Origin of the sequence: Olleya sp. Hel_I_94, assembly GCF_007827365.1 — a bacterium.
Lineage (GTDB): Bacteria > Bacteroidota > Bacteroidia > Flavobacteriales > Flavobacteriaceae > Olleya.
The window spans coordinates 1,819,346-1,842,796 of record NZ_VISI01000002.1; the positions used below are offsets into that span (position 1 = coordinate 1,819,346).

The 23,451-nt window shown below is 32.0% G+C and carries 22 protein-coding genes and 1 tRNA gene; 12 read left to right on the plus strand and 11 right to left on the minus strand.

Features of this window, described 5'->3' with window-relative positions; all coding sequences use genetic code 11:
• Nucleotides 1-16 precede the first annotated feature (16 nt).
• Nucleotides 17-712, plus strand: coding sequence for a TIGR04283 family arsenosugar biosynthesis glycosyltransferase (locus JM82_RS11360; protein WP_145003830.1), 696 nt, complete (start codon nucleotides 17-19; stop codon nucleotides 710-712).
• Nucleotides 713-724: 12 nt separating this feature from the next.
• On the opposite strand, the gene JM82_RS11365 is transcribed toward JM82_RS11360, so the two are convergent.
• The 5 genes from JM82_RS11365 to JM82_RS11385 all read right to left on the minus strand — a co-directional run bounded on the left by JM82_RS11365 (nucleotide 725) and on the right by JM82_RS11385 (nucleotide 5,474).
• Nucleotides 725-1,483 (minus strand): metallophosphoesterase family protein, encoded by a 759-nt coding sequence (locus tag JM82_RS11365; protein WP_145003833.1) that lies wholly within the window; start codon nucleotides 1,481-1,483, stop codon nucleotides 725-727.
• 36 nt (nucleotides 1,484-1,519) lie between these two features.
• Nucleotides 1,520-2,773, minus strand: coding sequence for a POTRA domain-containing protein (locus JM82_RS11370; protein ID WP_145003836.1), 1,254 nt, complete (start codon nucleotides 2,771-2,773; stop codon nucleotides 1,520-1,522).
• Nucleotides 2,774-3,772, minus strand: a complete 999-nt coding sequence (locus JM82_RS11375; protein WP_145006762.1) for a glycoside hydrolase family 113 — start codon at nucleotides 3,770-3,772, stop codon at nucleotides 2,774-2,776.
• 75 nt (nucleotides 3,773-3,847) lie between these two features.
• Nucleotides 3,848-4,711: a transporter gene (locus JM82_RS11380; protein WP_145003839.1), complete on the minus strand. Its 864-nt coding sequence runs from the start codon at nucleotides 4,709-4,711 to the stop codon at nucleotides 3,848-3,850.
• Between the two features lie 43 nt (nucleotides 4,712-4,754).
• Nucleotides 4,755-5,474, minus strand: coding sequence for a DUF547 domain-containing protein (locus JM82_RS11385; protein ID WP_145003842.1), 720 nt, complete (start codon nucleotides 5,472-5,474; stop codon nucleotides 4,755-4,757).
• Nucleotides 5,475-5,671: 197 nt separating this feature from the next.
• On the opposite strand from JM82_RS11385, the gene JM82_RS11390 reads away from it, so the two are divergent.
• From JM82_RS11390 to mptB, 6 genes are all read left to right on the plus strand, one after another.
• Entirely contained in the window at nucleotides 5,672-6,976 is a 1,305-nt protein-coding gene (locus JM82_RS11390) for an NAD(P)/FAD-dependent oxidoreductase (protein ID WP_145003845.1), read from the plus strand.
• A 12-nt stretch (nucleotides 6,977-6,988) separates the two neighbouring features.
• A complete protein-coding gene (locus JM82_RS11395) occupies nucleotides 6,989-8,578 on the plus strand; it encodes a 4Fe-4S binding protein (RefSeq protein WP_145003847.1) in 1,590 nt (529 codons plus the stop codon).
• A gap of 1 nt (nucleotide 8,579) precedes the next feature.
• Nucleotides 8,580-9,416: a toxin-antitoxin system YwqK family antitoxin gene (locus JM82_RS16410; RefSeq protein ID WP_186439214.1), complete on the plus strand. Its 837-nt coding sequence runs from the start codon at nucleotides 8,580-8,582 to the stop codon at nucleotides 9,414-9,416.
• Entirely contained in the window at nucleotides 9,413-10,105 is a 693-nt protein-coding gene (locus JM82_RS11405) for a glycosyltransferase family 2 protein (RefSeq protein ID WP_145003850.1), read from the plus strand. Before JM82_RS16410 ends, JM82_RS11405 begins: the two co-directional genes overlap by 4 nt.
• The gene (locus tag JM82_RS11410) at nucleotides 10,102-11,592 is read left to right on the plus strand and encodes a cellulose synthase family protein (RefSeq protein WP_145003853.1); all 1,491 of its coding nucleotides are present in this window, start codon (nucleotides 10,102-10,104) and stop codon (nucleotides 11,590-11,592) included. The genes JM82_RS11405 and JM82_RS11410 overlap by 4 nt, the downstream gene beginning before the upstream one ends.
• 170 nt (nucleotides 11,593-11,762) lie before the next feature.
• Nucleotides 11,763-13,121: a polyprenol phosphomannose-dependent alpha 1,6 mannosyltransferase MptB gene (gene mptB / locus JM82_RS11415; protein WP_145003856.1), complete on the plus strand. Its 1,359-nt coding sequence runs from the start codon at nucleotides 11,763-11,765 to the stop codon at nucleotides 13,119-13,121.
• Between the two features lie 22 nt (nucleotides 13,122-13,143).
• On the opposite strand, the gene JM82_RS11420 is transcribed toward mptB, so the two are convergent.
• Nucleotides 13,144-13,225 (minus strand) — tRNA-Leu (locus JM82_RS11420).
• A 116-nt stretch (nucleotides 13,226-13,341) separates the two neighbouring features.
• Between JM82_RS11420 and JM82_RS11425 the strand changes: the two genes are divergently transcribed.
• Nucleotides 13,342-14,730: a dipeptidase gene (locus JM82_RS11425; protein ID WP_145003861.1), complete on the plus strand. Its 1,389-nt coding sequence runs from the start codon at nucleotides 13,342-13,344 to the stop codon at nucleotides 14,728-14,730.
• Nucleotides 14,731-14,861: 131 nt separating this feature from the next.
• A complete protein-coding gene (locus JM82_RS11430) occupies nucleotides 14,862-15,719 on the plus strand; it encodes a DMT family transporter (RefSeq protein WP_261375363.1) in 858 nt (285 codons plus the stop codon).
• On the opposite strand, the gene JM82_RS11435 is transcribed toward JM82_RS11430, so the two are convergent.
• Nucleotides 15,709-15,978 carry a hypothetical protein gene (locus tag JM82_RS11435; RefSeq protein WP_145003867.1) on the minus strand — a complete coding sequence of 90 codons (270 nt, stop codon included), beginning with the start codon at nucleotides 15,976-15,978 and terminating at the stop codon, nucleotides 15,709-15,711. The two genes, JM82_RS11430 and JM82_RS11435, sit on opposite strands and share 11 nt — an antisense overlap.
• 244 nt (nucleotides 15,979-16,222) lie before the next feature.
• Here JM82_RS11435 and JM82_RS11440 point away from each other — a divergent pair, with 244 nt between their 5' ends.
• The 3 genes from JM82_RS11440 (at nucleotide 16,223) to JM82_RS11450 (ending at nucleotide 19,945) form a co-directional block, all read left to right on the plus strand.
• The gene (locus JM82_RS11440; RefSeq protein ID WP_145003870.1) at nucleotides 16,223-16,588 is read left to right on the plus strand and encodes a BlaI/MecI/CopY family transcriptional regulator; all 366 of its coding nucleotides are present in this window, start codon (nucleotides 16,223-16,225) and stop codon (nucleotides 16,586-16,588) included.
• Between the two features lie 2 nt (nucleotides 16,589-16,590).
• A complete protein-coding gene (locus tag JM82_RS11445; protein WP_145003873.1) occupies nucleotides 16,591-18,696 on the plus strand; it encodes a gliding motility-associated C-terminal domain-containing protein in 2,106 nt (701 codons plus the stop codon).
• A gap of 148 nt (nucleotides 18,697-18,844) precedes the next feature.
• Nucleotides 18,845-19,945, plus strand: a complete 1,101-nt coding sequence (locus JM82_RS11450; protein ID WP_145003876.1) for a DUF4407 domain-containing protein — start codon at nucleotides 18,845-18,847, stop codon at nucleotides 19,943-19,945.
• Between the two features lie 53 nt (nucleotides 19,946-19,998).
• On the opposite strand, the gene JM82_RS11455 is transcribed toward JM82_RS11450, so the two are convergent.
• The 4 genes from JM82_RS11455 to JM82_RS11470 form a co-directional block, all read right to left on the minus strand.
• The gene (locus tag JM82_RS11455) at nucleotides 19,999-20,577 is read right to left on the minus strand and encodes a PhnA domain-containing protein (protein ID WP_145003879.1); all 579 of its coding nucleotides are present in this window, start codon (nucleotides 20,575-20,577) and stop codon (nucleotides 19,999-20,001) included.
• 64 nt (nucleotides 20,578-20,641) lie between these two features.
• Nucleotides 20,642-21,643 (minus strand): type I phosphomannose isomerase catalytic subunit, encoded by a 1,002-nt coding sequence (locus JM82_RS11460; protein WP_145003882.1) that lies wholly within the window; start codon nucleotides 21,641-21,643, stop codon nucleotides 20,642-20,644.
• A 10-nt stretch (nucleotides 21,644-21,653) separates the two neighbouring features.
• Nucleotides 21,654-22,148, minus strand: coding sequence for a glycosyltransferase (locus tag JM82_RS11465; RefSeq protein ID WP_145003885.1), 495 nt, complete (start codon nucleotides 22,146-22,148; stop codon nucleotides 21,654-21,656).
• 20 nt (nucleotides 22,149-22,168) lie between these two features.
• Nucleotides 22,169-23,353, minus strand: a complete 1,185-nt coding sequence (locus JM82_RS11470; protein ID WP_145003888.1) for a response regulator — start codon at nucleotides 23,351-23,353, stop codon at nucleotides 22,169-22,171.
• Between the last annotated feature and the right edge of the window lie 98 nt (nucleotides 23,354-23,451).

The following is a 23,451-nucleotide window of genomic DNA, read 5'->3' on the forward strand; positions in this document are numbered from 1 at the left end:
CTTACGTAAATACAGCATGATAAGTATTATTATTCCGGTTTTAAACGAAGCTAAACATATTACAGAGGTATTGTATCATTTAATTGACAATGCCTCATTAAACACCATCCAAGAGATTATAGTTGTGGATGGTGGCAGTACTGATAATACTGTTTCAGTTATCCAAGCATTAGGTTTAAATATTAAAGTTTTACATTCTGAAAAAGGTCGTGCTAAACAAATGAATCTTGGTGCCAAAGCTTCAAAAGGAGATATCCTTTATTTTTTACACGCAGATTCTTTTCCGCCTAACAGATATGACCAATTAATTTTAGATGAAATTAAAAAAGGTAATAATGCAGGTTGTTTTAGATTACAATTTGATAGTAACCATTGGTGGTTACGTTTTACTAGTTGGTTAACTCAGTTTTCTTGGCGAGCAAGTCGTGGTGGTGATCAAAGTCAGTTTATAACCAAAGCGTTATTTAATGATATTGGAGGTTACGACGAAAATTATATTATTTACGAAGACAATATTTTAATTAACGAACTATATAAACGTAAAGAATTTGTTGTGATTAATCAAAAACTTAAAACCTCAGCTAGGTTATATCAAAAACATGGTGTTTGGACACTACAATATCATTACTTAGTCATTTATATAAAAAAATGGTTTGGTGCTTCTGCAAAAGAGTTGCATAATTATTATTTAAATAAAATCTGTAAGCGTTAAAAACCTTTAATTTTATTTAGAAGAATTATAAGACGTACTATTTCGTCCTGTTTCGTTTGGATATAGCTTAGGCAAATTATCGCTTTGAAAAACGGTTTTGTCATCAATATTTACATCTGAAACTTTACCAGTAAATGCAGCTCCTGTATCAATATTCCATACATTAATGGCTTGCATAGGTTGATCGAAGTTAAACCTAATCGTTGGTGTATGACCTATATAAATTTCGTGATAGTGTTTTAAACGTTTAGGATATAATACAGAGTCTTTTTTCACTCTTTTATCCATAGTTACTGCCATTTCCCAAAGGGTTCTGTCAAAATATAAAGTCTCAGGATGCACTTCATTCTCTACGCCATGCATTGATGTAAATCCAGCATGTAAAAACAGTTGATTATTAGTGTTAAGATGATACAATTTCATTTGCTTAAAAAACTGTAAATGTATGGCTTTGTCTTCGTCTGAAAACGGATTATAACTTGCTATTGTACCTTCGCCTCCATTAACAAACCAAGCTTGATTTACGGTTTTATCTTCTAACCATTGTTCACACCAAACATCATGATTTCCTTTTATAAAAATACAATTGTATTGCTTAGAAAACTCAATTAAAAACTGTATAACCTGTGCAGATTCGCTCCAACCATCTACATAATCTCCTAGAAAAATAAAACTATCATCTTCAGTCAAACCAATACGCTCTAACAATTGCTTTAACCCTTTTAGTCCTCCATGAATATCACCAATTACAAAGTTTCTGTTTAATGTCATATATTACTTTAATATTTAATTAAATTAAGACTGTTATTAAAAATATTGACCGATACCAAAGACCAAGCCTTGACCATCCTTTTCTGAAATTCCGTAACCATAATCTATTCTAAAAATAGCATTAAAAATAGATTTGTGTATAAAACGCAAGCCTACACCAGGAAACACTCGTAAGTTATCAGCATCACCAAAATCACCTAAATCTCCACCAGGATTTCGCCAACTTCCTGCATCTACAAACGCATTACCCTGTAGTGCAAACCAACCTTTTTCATATAACGTGTGTCTATACTCCGTGTTTATAACGACTGCTCCTGTACCTCTATCAATCGTATTACCAACACCTCTAATATTTAAATTATTATCCACTGAAAATGGTGCAAAAGGGGTCTCGTCATTACTGGATAAACCTAATCTAACACGTGTTGCCCAATTCCCTCTTTGCCCTACTCTTTTGTAATAATTAAAATCATTCCATCCAATTAAAAATTCAGGTAAATCATCACTAGTAGACGTTACATATTGTACATTTAATTGACTTTTAAAACCCGAAACGTATTGGTAATTGTAATCTAGATTATTGTATTCGTAGATGGCTTTATACAGTAATTTATTAACACTTAATACTTGAGGAACATCAGGATTTGTTGCTCCTGACTGATATTCATATTCTTCTAAAAAAGAATTAATACCAAACTCAAAACGGTTATTAAAGTTAGGCTGATACAATCCTAAAACTTCAAAAGATTTATTTCTGTATCTATAATCTGAAGTGGTATTATCAAAAAAAACAGGTTCTAAGGTTTGTAAATCCTGATGATTAATTGCCAAACCAAACTGACGACTAAACAAATAAGGTGCTCTAAAATTTATACCATAAGAACTGAATATGTCTTTTTGATAAAATCCACCAAAAATCATATTTTGACCTAAAAGATTAAACTCATACACTCCAAGTCTATAAGCAAACTCGCCATCATTTGAAGTATACACATTAAAAGAAGGTATTATTGTAAAATTTTCTTCGATATTATAAAATACATTATAATCTCCATTTTCCGAAGGAAACACTTGATAATACGCATGAGAAACTGAAGGTAATCGTTTTAACAACTTAATATCTTCGTCCAACTGGATACTATCTAAAACTGCACCAGGCTTAGCATTAGCTACTTTTTTGACAAAACTAGATTTTAGCTTTTTATTGCCTTGTATTTTTAAATCAGTAATGTTTTGCGATTGCGCAATTGTAACTCCAAAAAAGGTTAAAACAAATAATAAATACTTCATTTAATTTACTTTATAATGTTCTTTAATAAGGGTTTCTGCAGGTTTATTTTGTGGTGTAAAACGGTTATTATCCACACCTCCAACTTTGTCATGATTTATAAACCATTTCCAGACAAAACCTCCTGCAAACCAGTCTTCTTTCCAGAAAGCTTCAAATAAAGCTTTGGTAGTATTAACCTGTGCCTCTAGATTTACTTTTTCTTCAATTCTATCTACAGTCCATGGTGCTTTACCTGCATAATCTACACTACGGTAACCAAACTCGGTAAACAAAATTGGTTTATTATATTTTTCAGTAAACTCTACTATTGTTTTTTTATGCTTTATCCAGCCCTTTAAACACTCTTCTACAGTAGGTGTTTTACTATCACTAACCGGAAAATAGGCATCAATACCAATATAATCTAATTGTTCCCAGAAAGGTGTTTTTGTGTACTCATTCCAATTAGCTGCGTAAGTTAATTTACCTTTATAAATAGCTCTGACCTTAGTAATTAAATTAATCCAATAGTCTGGTCGCTGTTCCACAAAGTTCTCTAATTCTGTACCAATACAAAAAATTTCTGCTTTTGTATCTTGAGCCACTTGAGCAAAATCTAGAATATATTTAGTGTAAGTTTCTTCTAAGATTTTCCAATCCGCTTCGGTTTTCATTGTTATAAAACCAGTAAACTCGCCATGCCAAACCCAAAGTTGCGGTTTAAGCATGATTTTAATGTTATCTTTTTTTAAGGCATTTACATACTGTTTGCCACCTATTTTAGTCTCACCAAACCATTGTCTTTCGGCTCCATAACTAACCTCAGGATGAGCTAAATCTTTAATAACACCAAAAGGCATAATGGCAGCATAATTGGCATTAACATTTAAAAGTGGATTGATATTTTGCTGAGTAATACTATCTCTGTGCGCCACAAAACTTACTCCGTTTATTTTTTTGTCTTGTGCTGTACAAGATTGAAGTAAAATTGCAATAAGTAAAAGCTGAATAAAGCGCATCATGTTTTTTTACTAAATATAAATAAATCCCGCTTTTCAGCAGGATATATTTACTTTTAAATTACTATTTAATTATTAAAACAAGGCTCTTAAACCAATATTAAAAGATTGTCCTAAACCAGTATTGCTTCCTCTAACAAATTTAGAGTATAAAGTTTCAATATTTAACACATCACTAATTTGGTATTTTGCTCCTCCTCCAACTGCAGTAAAATCTTGTTCAAAATCATTACCTGTATCTATACGTTGTGAGTGTTGTACTAATCCTAAAACGGTAAATTTAGAACTCGGGAAATAACTTAAAAACAAACCTGGTGTTAAGCTTAAACTGTTATTAGCAAAACTATCTTCTTTTTTACCAAAGTGATATTCTGTATTAAGCTCTGTAAATAATTGCCATTTAGAGTTAAAATTATAATCATAAAAAAAACGATTTTGAAACGTAAACCCTTTTTGGTCTAAAAACACTCCGTTTTCACTTTCGTTATCTACTAAAGGAATATGAAACGCGGTCTGGATAGTAAAATTACTAACACTTTTAATAGGATTAAATTTAACGGCAGGCGCAAAAGAGGTAAAACCAGAACGTGCAGTATTTGTTTCGCCATCAAATTTAAATACATCTAAAGCATCACGATCTCCAATAACATTAGACCTAAACTCTAATAATAAACCAACATTAAAGCGGTTGTTAGCACTAATACCTGTAAACACATCTACGGTTGAAGTAAAATAAGTCTCTCTAGCTTCTGTACTTGATGTAAACGTACTTTCTGTTTGCGTATATAGGTTATTAAAAAATTTAATATCCCATTGTCCTTGGCTTAATAATTTAGAAGGTGTGTAGGTTTGAATGTTACTTCCTGAAGTGTCATCATCTTGAGAAAAACCAGTTATTGAGGTTGTAATAGCTAATAGTAGTAAAGTTAGTTTTTTCATGCTTTTTTTTGTTTTGCTTTCCGCGAAAGCGGTATATTTTTTTTTATTGTTTGTTAAGTTTCCAGTTATAAGAAAAGTACTTTAACTTATAATTTTCAGGTATTGTATTAGTTCTGTATTTATTTATAAATTCAATTTCAGTCATACCGTTTTGCACAAAATCTTCATTGTACCATTTCATGATTTCAGAAGCTTCAACCGTTTTCTTTTTATCATCAACTTTCACAAAATAATCACCATTTAACGCTAATTTTGTTTGCTGCTCTAATTGCGCATCAAGTGTTTTTGACAAATAAGCTTTAGCAATTAAAGGCGGACAACCATTGGCACCACAAACAAGTACAAAATGAAATCTTGCATCATTAAACTTGGCTCTTAACAATTCATTTTCAATGGTGTTTAATGTCACCTTTTGTCCTGCTAAACTGTACGTTGTTTTATCAAAAAAACCAGCTTTATCCAATGGTGAAGCTATCGGATAATTATCAACAATCCCTTTAATAACAGACAAATTATAAGCATTAATCCAAAAAGCTTGATAGTTTTTAGCATCTGTTTGGTCTACAATAATATGATCTGCAATAGTTAAAATTGTGTTTAAACTAACCACGTTTTCCTTAACTGCTATATAATCTACTTTACCTTTAACCACGTAGGATTTTAAAAAGGCGTCTGTTTGTGTAAAAAAGTCGTTAAGGGTTTGCGCTTTCGCGGAAAATAATCCGCTGACAACAAGGACTATTATTAGGCTATTTTTAATCATTATATTGGTTTTTAAATCTTTGTAACATTAATTAAGTCTTAACATTTAACAAAAACTTTCAAAAAAATAAAAAAAAAATTGACGTCTCAATGTTTTTCAAAACCTTACAAACACGAGTAATTTAAACCCATTCTAAACTACTAAACCAATTAAGTTTTTAACTTTAAAAACGACAGACTATCTAACAATCTCAATTTATGGAACACATCGTCATTATAGGAAACGGAATTTCTGGAGTCACTCTAGCAAGACACGTCAGAAAATTATCAGATAAAAAAATTACTATTGTTTCTGCTGAAACGGATTACTTTTTTTCACGTACAGCCTTAATGTATGTGTACATGGGTCACATGAAGTTTGAACACACTCAACCTTACGAAAATTGGTTTTGGGAGAAAAACCGTATTGAGCTTAAAAAAGGTTATGTCAATGCTATAGATACTGATAAAAAAACACTCCACTTTACTGAAGGTGATGCAATGTCGTATGATAAATTAGTAATTGCCACAGGAAGTAAACCTAATAAATTTGGTTGGCCAGGACAAGATCTAAAAGGTGTACAAGGCTTATACAGTAAACAAGATTTAGATAACATGCAGCAAACTGCACCAGATAACAAAACTTGTAAACATGCTGTAATTGTTGGTGGAGGATTAATTGGTATTGAAATGGCAGAAATGCTAAATTCAAGAGACATACCAGTTACTTTTTTAGTTAGAGAGACTAGTTTTTGGAATGGTGTTTTACCTGAAGGCGAAAGTCAAATGATTAACAGACACATTAAAAATCATCATATTGATTTAAGATTAAACACTAATCTAAAAGAAATCAAATCGGACGAAAACGGAAACGTAAAATCCATAATTATTGAAGAAACTGGAGAAGAAATAGCCTGTAACCTAGTTGGGCTGACTGCTGGAGTATCTCCAAACATTTCATTTTTAAAAGACTCTAAAATTGAAACCAAACGAGGTGTACTAGTCAATCGTTATTTAGAAACTAACATCAAAGATGTATATGCAATTGGAGATTGCGCTGAGCAACACGAAGCTATTGGTAACAGACGTCCTATTGAAGCGGTTTGGTACACAGGACGTATGATGGGAGAGACTTTAGCACAAACCATTTGCGGAAATAAACTACAATACAAACCAGGACATTGGTTTAATAGTGCAAAATTTTTAGATATCGAATACCAAACTTACGGTTGGGTTTTTGGAGAGCGTGGACGTCCTGAATATGAAAAACATTTCCATTGGAAACATGAGGATGACACCAAATGTATAACCGTAGCTTACAATAAAGACACCAGGACTTTTTTAGGCATTAACACTTTTGGTATCCGAATGCGACACGAAACTTTTGATACTTGGTTGACAGAACAACGTGATGTGGATTACGTAATAAAAAACTTAAAAGAGGCCAATTTTGATCCAGAATTTTACAAACATTTTGAGCAGGATATCCTAAAGGCATACAACAAACAACTACAAACAGTATAACAACATCCCAATATGAGTAATAAATTAAATCATAGTATGTCATTAGCATCACCAGATGCGTTTCATATATCAACAAAACAAAAATTTGCTTTAGGTATTGGTCTTGTTGGACTATTAATTTTGGCATTAGCCTTATTTAACGTCAATCTACCAAATACAGCATTATTTTTAACGCTAGCATTAGGATTGATTACAGTTGGTGTTATTATATATTCTAGAGAAGCGTATTTAACCAAATTAGAAGGTATAAAAAATGACGGAGTTTGGTATAAATCTATTTCATCCAGAGGATTTTGGGGTTGGGCTTTAGGTATCATACTAACCAGTTTTTATATTGTATTATACTTTTTTCCTGAATATTTAGGTTTAGGTAAAGATGGTGCAGCAAACACTGGTTTAATTAGATTATTCGACCCTTTAAGCAATTTATTAAGTGGTAGAAATGCTAGTCAATGGTTTGTCTATGGTACATTATATACCATTGCCATTTTAGCATTTGGTTACAAATACATTTTAAAATATAGACATAATCGCTATCAGCAAATCCGAACCGTTTCTGTTATGTTTTTTCAGTTAGGTTTTGCTTTTTTAATCCCAGAATTTATGTACGTCATGAATAATGATTTACCTTATTATGATCTTAAAAGCGTTTGGCCATTAAATTATTACATTTTTGATGAGTGGTCTGTAAAAGGCTTTTTATCTAATGGTAATTTAGGACTAGCATTAATCATTTTTGGGATAGCTTCAACCTTTATCATTACTCCTATTTTAACATATAAATACGGAAAACGCTGGTATTGCTCATGGGTTTGTGGTTGTGGTGGTCTAGCCGAAACTGCAGGAGATAGTTTTAGACATCTATCTTCAAAAAAACTTTCTGCTTGGAAGCTAGAACGATGGTTAATACATACTGTTTTGGTATTTTCTGTAGTGATGACAACAGCAATGGTGTATAGCTATTTAGGCAAAGACAGTAATAATTTTTGGTTAACACGTGATGTTTTTATCATTTCTGTAATAACATTTTTAACCATTATTTTTGCAGGTGTCATGTATTTTAGAGGGAAAGAGCTTGGTAAAGATGCTAAAGCTGGTGCAATTGGTTATGCTGTTGTAATTGCTCTGTTATTAATTATGCACTTTACATCTACAACCGATCACTTATTTTTTGTAAAAGGTAGTGCTTTAAGATCCACTTATGGAATCTACATAGGCTCCATATTTTCAGGAGTTATCGGAACAGGTTTTTACCCAATTTTAGGTAGCAGATCTTGGTGTAGATTTGGATGTCCTATGGCAGCTATATTAGGATTTCAACAACGTTTATTTTCAAAATTCAGAATCACAACCAATGGTGGACAATGCATCTCATGTGGTAATTGTTCAAACAGTTGCGAAATGGGAATTGACGTACGTGCCTATGCGCAAAAAGGAGAAAACATTGTACGTTCAAGTTGTGTTGGATGTGGTGTTTGTAGTGCTGTTTGCCCAAGAGGTGTTTTAAAATTAGAAAACGATACTATGGATGGACGTATCAATCCAACAGAAGTCTTATTAGGTAATGATGTTGACTTAATGGATTTTGTAAACAAAAAATAAAATGAAAACCTTTGTCCTATATTGCTTTATTGTTTTGGGTTATAACGCTTACGCGGAAAAAACTTACGTAAGGACGTATTTCGATAACGGTAACCTATTTTCTAAAGGTTGGACTAGCGATAATAACAAAATAGATTTTTGGATTTATTACTACCCAAACGGAAGCATTAAAGAAAAAGGAAACTATAGTTACAACCTTAAAACAAGTTATTGGATAGAGTATCATGACAATAAAACAATCAAAGCTAAAGGCAATTATAATAAAGGCTTAAAAGAAAAGTATTGGACTTACTATCACAATAACAACACCTTACACAAAGCTGGCAATTATCTTCATGGTAAAACCAGTGGTTACTGGAAAACATATTATAAAAATACCTACTTAAAAAGTCAAGGACTTTATATAAATGGAGTAAAAAATGGCTACTGGAAAACCTATTATGACAATTCAAAAACTAAAAGCGAAGGACATTATTTAAACGATTTAAAAAATAAATTCTGGAAATTCTATCATAGCAACTCAGTAATTTCTAAATTTGGAAGCTTTAACCAAAACCTAAAAGTTGGCTACTGGCAATATTTCCGCGAAAGCGGTAAAAAAGAAAAGGAAGGCCATTACATAACTGATAAAAAGGTAAAATGGTGGCTATTTTATGATCAAAACGAAAAAATTAATCATAAATGTCAACTTAAAGACAATCAAAAAAACGGATATTGTCTTATGTATAAAAACGAAGCGTTAATATCTGCAGTAAAATTTAAAGCAGGACAAAAAATAAAAGAATGGACCGATTTAAAGTCCTTTAAAAAAGAAAATAAATTAAGCGACCTTAAATGACCAAAATAAAAGTCATCATTCCTGCCTACAATGAGCAAGATTCTATTGCAAACGTTATAAACGATATTCCTAAATTAGTTGATGAGGTGATTGTAGTTAGCAACAACTCGACAGACTTAACAGAAGTTAATGCAAAAAACGCAGGCGCAACTGTTTTACAAGAAAACAATAAAGGCTACGGTTATGCTTGCTTAAAAGGTATGGATTATATCGCTAAACAAGATAGCAAACCTGATATTGTGGTGTTTTTAGATGGAGATTATAGTGACTATCCGGAAGAATTAACCAAAATTGTAGCGCCAATTATAGATCAAAATATGGATTTTGTTATTGGTGCACGTGTCAAAAACTTAAGAGAAGAAGGCAGTATGATGCCACAACAAGTGTTTGGTAATTGGTTAGCAACAACCTTAATGTCACTTTTTTTTGGTGCTAAATTTTCAGACTTAGGACCATTCAGAGCTATTAAATATGATAAGCTTCTAGCTTTAAACATGGTAGACAAAACCTATGGCTGGACGGTAGAAATGCAACTAAAAGTATTAAAGCAAAAATTAAGCTATATAGAAGTCCCTGTAAACTACAGAAATAGAATTGGTGTCTCAAAAGTTTCAGGAACAATAAAAGGTAGTATATTTGCAGGCGTTAAAATACTAACGTGGATTTTCAAATACAGTTTTAAAAAGTGATTCTCGAAACCATTACCATTATTATTTATAGCATTGCGCTAGTACTTATTTTCATGTATGCTTTGGCACAATTAAACCTACTGTTTAATTACTTAGCAGCAAAAAAGAAAGAAGAAAACGGACCAAAATTTAACTTTAATAATTCGGAAGAAATTCCGTTTGTAACTATTCAACTTCCGGTTTTTAACGAGTTGTATGTTATGGATCGTCTATTGGACAACATAGCCTTAATGGATTATCCAAAAGACAAATTAGAAATCCAAGTTTTAGACGACTCTACGGATGAGACCGTTGCTACAACCAAAGCTCACGTTGACCAACTTAAAGCAAAAGGGTTAGATATTACACATATTACCAGAACTAACAGACAAGGTTTTAAAGCAGGTGCTTTAAAAGAAGGTTTAGAGATAGCAAAAGGAGAATATGTTGCTATTTTTGATGCCGATTTTTTACCAGAACCAAATTGGCTTAAAAAAACAATTCCGTTTTTTAAAGACCCAGAAATTGGTGTGGTACAGACACGTTGGGGACACATTAACAGAGATTATTCTACATTAACAAAAATACAAGCATTTGCCTTAGATGCACACTTCACTTTGGAGCAAGTTGGACGTAGTAGCAAAGGACATTTTATTAACTTTAATGGTACAGCTGGTGTTTGGCGTAAAGAATGTATTTTAGACGCAGGAAACTGGGAAGGTGACACCTTAACAGAAGATTTAGATTTAAGTTACAGAGCGCAACTTAAAAACTGGAAATTTAAATATTTGGAAGACGTTGAAACTCCAGCAGAGCTTCCTGTGGTAATTAGCGCAGCAAGATCACAACAGTTTAGATGGAATAAAGGTGGTGCCGAAAACTTCCAAAAAATGTTTGGACGTGTGGTTAAAAGTAAAAATATTACAGCAAAAACTAAACTTCACGGATTATTACACTTACTAAACAGTACTATGTTTTTAAACGTATTAATTGTTGGTATATTAAGTATCCCAATGTTGTACATTAAAAACGAATACGCACACCTAAGACCATACTTTTACGTCATGAGCTTTTTTGTAGTTAGTACAATCATATTTTTTGTGTGTTATTGGGTTATGTATAAGCAAAGTCATGGTAACACATTTAAAGACTTTTTAAAATACATTGCACTATTTTTTACGTTTTTCTCAATAGCTATGGGCTTTTCATTACACAATTCTATTGCAGTATTAGAAGGTCATGTTGGTAAACGTAGTGAGTTTGTACGCACACCAAAATTTAATATCAGTACACTTAAAGATAGTTGGAAAGGCAATAAATATTTACGTAAAAATATATCCATTAATGTGATTTTTGAAGGTGCATTAATGCTATACTTTGCGTTTGGTATGTATAGTGCTTTTGTGGTTGGAGATAAAGGTGGAGACTTCGGTTTATTTCCATTTCACTTAATGTTAACCGTAGGCTTTGGATTTGTGTTTTTTAAATCCCTAACCTCTAAAGCATAGTATTTTGGGCGTTACCACAAGGGTCGCGTCTTCCATTATATCTTTTCTGCGACGCAGTTTTATATTAATTCAAAATTGTTTTATAACACAAACTCTTTGTAAACAGCAAAGATTTGTTGTAAACTATCGCAAAAAAGGATGCCATTTCAACCGCTAACGCAGGACGCATCATGCTTAATACATATTTTTTAAAAACTAACAAACTAACACTACTGCTAATACTAGCTAGCTTTTGTTTGTATGGCGTGTTTGCATATGGTATAGCAAGAATAGACCACACCAATCTAATATCCATATATATTGTATTATTTGGATTATTTCTTAAAATACTAAATAACAACAAAAATAGTTTTAAGCTTTTAGTTGCAATAGCAATCATTAGCAGATTAATCTTTTTAATAGCAATCCCTAATTTATCACAAGATTTTTACCGTTTTATTTGGGATGGACGCATGATATTACAAGGCTTTAATCCTTACTTACATACACCTGCAAGTTTTATAATATCAGGAAACTATCCTATTGATCAAGCACAACAATTAGTAACAGGTATGCAAGCGCTTAACGCTAGCCACTACTCCAACTATCCTCCAATAAATCAATTACTATTTACGCTAGCTAATTTATTCTCTTCTTCAAGCATTCTGGGATCAGTAATAGGATTAAGACTTATAATAATAGCTGCAGATATCGGAACCCTATATTTTGGAGCCAAACTATTAAAAAGACTAGGACTAAAACCACATAAAATATTCTGGTATACCCTAAACCCATTTATTATAATAGAACTAACAGGGAATTTACACTTTGAAGGTGTCATGATATTCTTTTTAATACTAAGCTTATACTTATTACATAAAAACAAATGGCAATGGGCTGCTGTAGTCTTTGCGCTGTCAATTTCAACAAAACTAGTCCCTCTTTTATTTTTACCGTTATTTGTAAAATGGTTTAGAGTTAAAGACAACCATTCCAAAATTGATTTCAAAAAACTAATTTGTTTCTATTTAATAATTGGCGTCTCTACATTAGTATTATTTACACCATTTTTTTCAATGGAATTTGTAAACAACTACTCCAAAACTGTAGGTTTATGGTTTGGAGATTTCGAGTTTAATGCAAGTATATATTACATCGCTCGAGAGGTTGGTTATTTAATTACTGGATACAATCAAATAGCAATAATTGGTAAAATATTACCTATAATAATTTTTACCTCAATTTGGTACATAGCACTAACCAGACAAGACCAAAACTTTATAACATTGGTAAAAAGTATGCTTATTGCTTTTACAGTATACTTATTACTAAGTACAACCGTACACCCATGGTACATTGCATCCATTTTATTGCTTTCTATATTTACAAACTACAAGTATCCATTAATTTGGAGTTTTATAATCATAATAAGTTATTTAGCATATGCCAATGCAGATAACATAGAAAATTTATGGATTATAGGCTTTGAATATCTTGTGGTTTTCACAGCACTATTGTGGGACGTATTAAAACAAAAAAAGCTTCTCTAATAAGAGAAGCTTTTTAACTTTGTACAGGCGGAGAGACTCGAACTCTCACACCTCGCGGCACTAGATCCTAAGTCTAGCGTGTCTACCAATTCCACCACGCCTGCAACTTATACCGATAATTTCGGATTGCAAATATAAACAATAGTTTGAATATTCATAATAACTTCAAACAAATAATTTTCATTTTTGTATTTTTACATAAATTCAATATTATTTTTCAATGAAAAACATAAAATCTTACGTCCAAGAAAACAAGCAACGTTTTCTTGACGAATTAATAGAATTACTTAAGATTCCGTCAATCAGTGCGGATTCTGCTTATAAAGAACATACCATTAACACCGCAGACGTTGTGGCAAAAAGCTTAAAAGACGCTGGTTGTGATGTGGTTGAAATTTGCGAAACAGAAGGCTATCCAATTATTTACGCACATAAAATAATCGATAAAGACTTACCAACCGTTTTAGTTTATGGTCATTATGACGTACAACCGCCAGATCCATTAAATTTATGGACCTCTCCTCCTTTTGAGCCTGTTATAAAAACAACAGATTTACATCCAGAAGGCGCTATTTTTGCACGTGGTGCTTGTGACGACAAAGGGCAAATGTACATGCACGTCAAAGCAATGGAGTTTATGACAAAAAACAACACTTTACCTTGTAACGTCAAGTTTATGATAGAAGGTGAAGAGGAAGTTGGAAGTGTTAACCTTGGTAAATTTGTAAAGCAAAACCAAGACAAATTATCTAACGATGTAATCTTAATTAGTGATACTGGTATGATCGCACAAGACACACCATCCATTACAACAGGATTACGTGGTTTAAGTTATGTTGAGGTAGAAGTTACAGGACCAAATCGCGATTTACACTCAGGATTATATGGTGGTGCAGTTGCCAATCCAATTAATGTGTTAACTAAAATGATTGCATCATTACACGATGACAATAACCATATTACCATTCCTGGTTTTTATGATAATGTAGAAGAATTATCTTTAGACGAGCGTGCACAAATGGCAAAAGCTCCGTTTTCATTAGACAAATACAAAGCAGCTTTAGACATTGATGCTGTATACGGAGAAGAAGGCTATACAACCAACGAGCGTAACAGCATTAGACCAACCTTAGACGTTAACGGTATTTGGGGTGGTTATACTGGAGAAGGCGCAAAAACAGTAATAGCAAGTCAAGCATTTGCAAAAATATCGATGCGTTTAGTCCCAAACCAAGATTGGGAAAACATCACAGACCTATTCAAAAACCATTTTGAAAGCATTGCACCAAAAGGCGTTAAAGTAAAAGTAACACCTCATCATGGTGGACAAGGTTACGTAACTCCAATAGACAGTGTGGGTTACCAAGCAGCAAGTAAAGCCTATCAAGAAACCTTTGGAAAAACACCAATACCACAACGTAGTGGAGGAAGTATTCCAATCGTAGCTTTATTTGAGCAAGAACTAAAAAGCAAAACCATTTTAATGGGCTTTGGTTTAGATAGCGACGCAATCCACAGTCCAAACGAACATTTTGGAGTATGGAACTACTTAAAAGGAATCGAAACTATTCCATATTTCTATAAGTACTTTACAGAAATGCATAAATAATAATTAGGGTGTCACCACCTTTTGCTTTAAAAGAGGCAAAAGGTGGTCGCGTCATCCGTTATATCTTTATTTTGCCATATATGGCAGCAAAATAAAGGATGCCACTACTACCGCTTACACAACCAACCAAAGTGAAAGACCAACATTTAAAGCACGTCTTAGCATTAACCTTTGCCACACTACTAATTAGTACATCTGGTAGTTTAGGGCGTTATATAAGCATGCCTGCACCAGTAACCATTTGGTGGCGTAGTTTTCTAGCATTATTTTTATTATTAGGCTATTGCAAATACAAAAACATTACCCTAAAAATAAACTCTAAAAGAGACTTGGGAGCTTTTGTGTTAAGCGCCTTATTTATGGCCTCGCATTGGATTACTTACTTTATAGCACTACAGTTGTCAAGTGTCGCTATTGGTATGTTAGCCTTATTTACATTTCCCATAATGACAGCCTTTTTAGAACCCTTATTTTCTAAATCAAAATTTGATTACATGCACCTTTTATTAGGCGCAATGGTCCTTTTAGGGATTTATATCCTCTCTCCAGAATTAGACTTTCAAAATGACTCCGTAAAAGGGATTCTGTTTGGACTATTTTCTGCCTTCTGTTATGCTATGCGTATTTTAATACTTAAACAATACGTAACCTCCTACCATGGTAGCAGTCTAATGTTTTTTCAATTATTAATAATTAGCATCATTTTATTACCTGCCTTATTGTTATTCGACACTTCTAATATAAGCACACAGTTTCCGTATGTTATTATACTTGCATTAGTAACTACAGCAATTGGACACACATTATTTATTCAAAGTTTAAACCATTTTAAAGTCAGTACTGCCAGTATTATTGGTAGTACACAACCAATATTTGGGATTATAATTGCCTTTTTCTTCTTAAACGAAATCCCTACTTGGAACACTTTTTTTGGCGGAATGCTAATCTTATCTACAGTTGTTATTGAGAGTTTACGCTCTAGGAAGTAGTGACTAATCCAATCCTGTCATAAAAATCACTTAATAAAAAGTCTTTATTTAGGCGTGCCTTTTTTGTGATAACGTAGTTATTTCCGTTTGGGATGAGATCCTGAAACTGGTTCAGGATGACTTGGTGTGAGTGATAATACGTGTGAGATGCTTCAGTCGGACCTCCTTCTAAATGAAACAACAACACTTCTCCTTTTCTATTTGTGTTGCTATAAGATTCTTTTTTATAATAACAATAATCACGTCGCATCTCTGTCATTCAGAGCATAGCGAAGAATCTCAAAAAATCAACATTCATTAATCATAACCCAAAATATCAAGGTTAATAATAATAATATCAAGTGTTACTACTCTCCTCTTTAGTTAAAGAGGAGAATGAATTTTATTTCCCCTGAAAAGGAATTAAAAGAAAGAGAAGTTTGAAAAACCAAAAAAAACACCTCTACATTTGTAGAATCAAATATTTATTCTACATTTGTAGAAGTTAATCTAAACTTGTAGACATGCAATTATCAAAAACGGAAGAAGAATTAATGAACCATCTATGGAAACTTGAAAAGGCTTTCATGAAAGATTTACTAGAAGCCTATCCAGAACCAAAACCTGCAAACACAACAGTCGCAACCTTATTAAAACGCATGACGGATAAAGGTTTTGTGACTTACACCAAGTTTGGTAACTCTAGACAATACCAACCAATGGTTAAGAAAAAAGACTATTTTTCTAAACACGTTAATGGCTTGATAAAAAACTTTTTTAATAATAGCAGCTCTCAATTTGCCTCTTTTTTTACCAAAGAAACCGATTTAAGTAAAAATGAATTAGAGGAGTTAAGAGCAATAATTGACAACGAAATTAAAAACAAGTAATCATGGAACTACTACTATTAAAATCCAGTGTTTGCCTTTTAGCTTTGCTATTGTTTTACAAAATAGCTTTAGAACCATTAAGCATTCATAAATTTAAACGTGTGTATTTATTGGTTGCTGTTGCAGTCGCAGCAATCATCCCTTTTATAACGTTTGTAAAATATGTCGACCCTACTTTTGACAATTCATCATTTATTTTTGATACTTCGGCAACAATACCATTAGACACAAATTTTAAAATAGTAGAAGAAACCAACTACTTATCCATCATTTTATGGAGTATTTATGCTTTAGGAGTAGGTTTATTCTTTATTAGATTTTGCGCTAATCTATTTAAAATAGTTTCAAAAATCAGAAAACACACTAAAGTCAAAAGCAGCTCTTTTATAAATGTTTTAATGGAGCAATTAGAAATTCCGCATACCTTTTTTAATTATATCTTTTTAAATAAAAACAAGTTTGAAAACAATCAAATTCCACCCGAAGTCTTACTTCACGAACAAACGCACGCTAAACAAAAACACAGTTTAGACATCATATTTATAGAGCTACTTCAAGTCGTGTTTTGGTTTAACCCATTAGTATATTGGCTAAAAAAAGAAGTGAAACTTAATCATGAGTTTTTAGCAGATCAACATGTTATAAACCAAGGAGTCAATACTAAAACTTATCAAACTATTTTATTACAATTCTCGTCCAATCAACAAGAATTAGCATTAGCAAATGCTATCAATTATTCATCAATCAAAAAACGTTTTACACTTATGAAAACACAAACACCAAAAAGAACAAAATGGACACGTAGCGTATTGCTATTACCTTTATTAGCGCTATTACTTTATAGTTTTAGTAGTACTAAGGAAGTTGAAAAAGAATTAACTCCTGCTATGCTTTTTCAAGATGAAAAAGAATTAAATACTAGCTCAAACAACTTAACAAAACAAATTGAAGATGATTTAGAGAAAATTGGACAATTAAAAATCAATTACCTTAATCAAGACACAAAACTATTAGTTAACGGAATAGCATGTAATGGCTGTACACTTAACTTATCAAAAAAAGGAATAGCAGAATTAATTTTAAGCACAACTAACCAAGAAGACATAACTAACTTTAAGTTAAAAATTCCTGGAATTAAAACAATATTTAACGAAGGTAACATGCCAAATAATGAAACTAGACAATATGTTTTAAAAACCAAAAAAGGAGATATTATTCAACTATTTGATATCAAAACTAAATCCAACAAACTTAAGCCTGTTGTTATAAAAGTTGTGGACAAAAATGATGAGAACTATTCAGAATCACCTAAAGTAAAAAAAGGAGAAGAATCTAGTATTCCGCCACCACCTCCACCACCACCTGCAAACCCTAATGCAACTCCAGAGGAAAAAGCAAAACAGGAAAAGGTTGTTAGCGAATACTATAAAAACAACAAAGTTGTAAACGGAAAAGTGTTAAGAAATCCACCACCTCCACCGCCACCTGCTAATCCAAATGCAACTCCAGAGGAAAAAGCAAAACAGGAAAAGGTTGTTAGCGACTACTATAAAAACAACAAAGTTGTAAATGGAAAGGTGTTAAGAAATCCACCACCACCTCCACCTCCGGCAAGCACATCAGAACACATTGCAGAAATGGCTAAAAAAAACACCACCTTTTTTCATAATGGTAATCCTATTACCGCTGAAGAAGCTAAACAAGTCATAAAAAACAATAAACAAGTAAATATCTCTTCACACACCAATAATGGTGTTTCGACTGTTCTTCTTTCTAATAAGCCTATAGAAACGATAAATGGAAAACAAGTTAAGAGCAATTCAAATGACTGTTTAAGTTTTAATAATACAATAAACTTTAAGCAGTCAAATACAACTTTAAAAATTAATTGTATTGAAAACTACCCAAACAACGAATTAAAAATATTTAACCGTTGGGGAAAAATGATATATAGTAAAAAAGGGTATAACAACAGTTGGAATGGTAAGGTAGACCAAGAATTTACAGATAATGAAGATGGATCTGTTACACAAGGCACTTATTATTATGTACTAAAAACAGGCACAAAAGAAGAACCAACAGCTGGACCTTTGTATATAATAAACTAAACTACTTTTAATCTTTAATTTTAAAACCAGAAAAATATTTTTCTGGTTTTTTTTTGCTCAAAACTGTAACAAAACCAGCTATTTAACGTTCTAATAGATAATCAGTCCTGAGCTTGTCTTAGAGTCATCAATCAAAATCAATCACATCATGTTAAAACAATTTTTTATAATCTGTTCTGGAGCAGATACAGACCTTCTTAAAACATCCTCCATTGGCGAACAAAATAAATACGCAGGAATAGGCGCAACCGTGTTTTTTACTGCAGTAATGGCGTTTATAGCTTCTAGTTATGCACTTTACACCGTTTTTGACAACGTATACATGTCCATTGGATTTGGATTAGTCTGGGGACTTTTAATTTTTAATTTAGACCGCTTTATTGTGTCAACAATTAAAAAAAGAGGTAACTTTTTCAATCAATTATTACAGGCAACACCTAGACTAATTTTAGCTTTAATTATAGCTATAGTCATCTCAAAACCTTTAGAACTTAAAATTTTTGAAAAAGAAATCAATCAAGTATTACTGACAGAAAAAAATGCAATGACGCTTCAAAATCAAGAGGATATTGCTTTACAGTTTTCACCAAAAGAAACGGAATTAAAACAAAAAATCACAACTTTACAGACTACTATTGACACCAAAGAAGCAGAAGTAAATACGCTTTACAACACCTATATTACAGAAGCGGAAGGTACATCTGGAACTAATACATTAGGAAAAGGACCGGTCTATAAAGAAAAACGAGACAAGCACGATACTGCATTAGCAGACTTACAACTATTAAAAACAGAGTCTAAAGATAAAATTACAGCTATTGAATTGGAACTGCTTGAGCTTAAATCAAATTACGAGTTACAAGTAGCCAACACGCAGCCTATTATTGATGGATTTGACGGTTTAATGGCCAGAATAAATGCCTTAAACACATTACCTTGGTTGCCATCCTTTTTTATATTCTTGTTGTTTTTAGCTATTGAGACGTCTCCAATAATAGCTAAACTATTGTCACCCAAGGGAGAATATGATTTTAAACTAGAAGATCAAGAAACAGCTATTAAAACGGTTGTTGAGCAACGTGTTCAAGAAAGAAAACTATCTGCGAAAGCTGACTTTAAAATAAATGATAAAATTTATACTGATTTATCTGAAGACGATGAATTGTATCAATACAAACGTAAAAAAGCACGTGCATTAATGCAACTTCAAGCAGATGCATTTTACAAACAACAAGAAAAAGCATTGTAACAAAAAAGGCTTCAATTAATAATTGAAGCCTGTTTTATATGTTGTCATTAAGATTATAGTTTCTTAACGTACTCTGTAATAATAACGGTTAGTGTTGGTCCTACTTTACCTTCAATATAGGTAGCATTTTCACGATCTAATCTAATATTTCTAACTGCTGTACCTTGTTTAGCCACTTGACTAGAGCCTTTTATTTTAAGATCTTTAACTAAAACAACACTATCTCCAGTTTCTAAAATTACACCATTACAATCTCTATGGATAATTTTATCCGCTTCATCTTTATGCTCATCAGTTAATCTAGCAATTGCTAAGTTATCATCGTCCAAGTACATCATGTCCAACAAATCTTTTGGCCAACCTTCGCCTCTTAATCGTTGTAACATTCTCCAAGCCATAATCTGAACAGCAACGTGCTCTGACCACATACTATCGTTTAAACACCTCCAATGGTTAACGTCCATCTCTGTGTTTTTTTCGATTTGGTCATAACAGTTAGCACATACCATTAAACAAGTATCAACAGTTTCGTTTAATGATGGCGGAATATTATATTGTCTTGTATCTACATTAGAAGTACACAACTCGCAATTAGAGTTACTTCTTTCTTTTAACATTTGTAAAACGCTCATATTTAATATTATTTGATGCGCACAAATATAGTAATTGCTTTGTGTTTAGCTATTAAAACTACAACTAAGATGCGTGTTGTATATTATTTACTGAGCTATCGTCAATATATACCTCTAATAGTTTAGCGTTAGTAGAATTAAAAACGACTGCATTTGCTTTAGCTGGAATTAGTATGGTTTCGCCCATTTTTAAAGTTTCATGTTCAGTACCTATGGTAACTTCTACCGTACCTTCCACACACATAAATATTACAAAAGAGTCCAAGTTGTCATATGATTTTGCTTGAAGATTAGTAATATCCAAAATATTAGTGGTAAAGTATTCGCAATTAACCAAATTAGTCCTAGTGTTAGGTTTTATGTTATAACTAGCTTTACCGTTAGTATCAAATTGTTTTGTTGCTTGCTCAGCTAACTTAGTATGCAACTCTCTTTTTTGACCATTATCATCTACTCTATCCCAATCATATACGCGATATGTAACATCTGAAGTTTGTTGTATCTCTGCAGCTAAAACACCTGCTCCAATAGCATGTATTTTTCCTGCTGGTATAAAAAAACTATCGCCTTTTTTAACTTGTTCTCTGTTAAAAATAGCATCTACATTATTTGCATTTATATGGTTTAATACCTCTGGGTTTATTGTTTTATCTTTTAATCCTAATACAATATCTGCATTTTCATCACTATCCATTATGTACCACATTTCAGTTTTACCAAAACTATTATGATGCTTTTTAGCCATTTTATTATCAGGATGCACTTGTACAGACAAATCTGTTTTGGCATCTAAAAATTTAATTAGCAATGGAAAATCAAATCCAAAATTTGCAAAGTTATTTGCACCTAACAAATCTGCTTGATGTGTTGCAATTAATTGTTTTAAACTAGACCCTTTGTATACACCATTACTAACTTCAGAAATATTTCCATTTACATCAGAAATCTCCCAACTTTCGCCAACATTATCTTTAGCAGTGTTTTTACCTAATAAAGTTCCTAGTTTGTTTCCTCCCCAAATTTTTTCTTTTAATATTGGATTGAATTTTATTGGATATACTTTCATAGTTCTGAATTTAAAATTTACTTAAATATTGTAGTTCGATAAACTGGTTTTTGACTTTTATTTTTTTTAAATAATCAATAATTGAAAACAAGCTTTGAAACAGAGATACTTTAATTTTACGTTTTTTAAGCTCTTCGATATTAAACTTAGATAGTAGTTCTTGATTTTCGTTTATGGCATCTATCAAACCATTTAAGCCATGATACTTGATGTTTAGCATATTTGCAGACACATATCCTAATTGATTTAAATTAAATTGGTTGGACATATATCTTGCTCCTGCTCTGACTGCCGAAATATCTGATTTAAACTTTTTAATATTTACTACAGACACTTCTGGACAAGCCTCTTTAATTTCGTCTAACATAACAGATGTATTATCCTTACTATCATTATCAACAAAACATAATTTTAAATTTGATGTGTTTCTTATTTTTTGAATAAAAAAAGAGGGGTTAATTTGTTTTTCGTTATTGTGAAAGATTATGATAATACCTGTTTTCATGATTTGGGGAAATTTAAAGATTAGGCTACATTAACTTTAGTTGCGACTGCAGCTTTTGAATTTTGTTTTTTATTTCTGTAAACCCAAGCAATTTGTCCTAATTGTCCAACAATTTTTACTGAGTCCTTCATTGATAATTTAGAACCATCTGCATGTATCCATCTTTTTAATGGTTGCTCGCATAGCATTGCTTTTGCTTCTTTTAATCCAAAATGGATACTCATTCTTTTAAAAATCTCTACATCAAAAATCCATTGTGTTACGAACTTTTTACCAAAAGCGATGTCAATTACATCTTTATGGAATATTTTAGCACCACATTGAGTGTCTTTAAAATCCATTTTTAAAATCTTTCTGATAATAAAGTTTATCGTTAAGCTAATTATTTTTCTTGCAGACTCTTTAGTAATATTTGCTCCCATTCTTGAAATTCGAGAACCACTTACAATTTTAAAATCTGTAGTTTCAATAGTTTTAACTAAATCATCAAAATCTGCTAAGTCTGTAGATAAATCTGCATCTAAAAATCCGATGTAGTCTAAATCTTCTTTTTTAGCCATATGCAACATTCCTAAACGTACAGCTTCAGCTTTTCCTCCGTTTTTCTCACAGTCATAAACTGTAATAAAATCTTCTCTTCCTTTTTGTAATTCTTTTAAAACTTCTAATGTTTTATCCTTACTTCCATCATTTACAAAACATAAATGATATCCTGAGTTTTTATCTATATAAGTAATAAACTCTTCACTTAGTAAACGCTCTTCTTCATTGTAACATGGGATCACAACACCTACGCAACGCTCTTGTATCATTACATCACTTTTAGTTACTATATTAGAAACTTCTGGTGCACCAATTAGACGTTTTACACGAGCACTAATTTCGTTTAAGCTTAATGGTTTTTTCATGTAGTCGTTAATACCTAATTCAAAACCTTCAGTAATAGTTTCATCTTTAGTTTCACCAGACAAAACCATTATTGGTGTTTGCGAGTTTTTAGTCAGTCTAATATGTTTTACAACTTCTAATCCAGATAATCCTGGCATATTGATGTCTACTATTACTAAATCTGGATTAAAAGATTCATATAATTCTAAACCTTTAACTGCATCTGTTTCGATTTTTACTTCGTAACCTAACTCTACTAATCTTTTTTGTAAAGGCAGTAATACTAATTGTTGGTCATCTATTGCTAAAACTTTCATAATAAGTGTATTTGTTTGTTGTTGATGGTACAAATGTACATGAGATAAGTGCCTTAAATTTGTAATTTAGTTTAACCTATAGCTAAGTGTCGACGAAT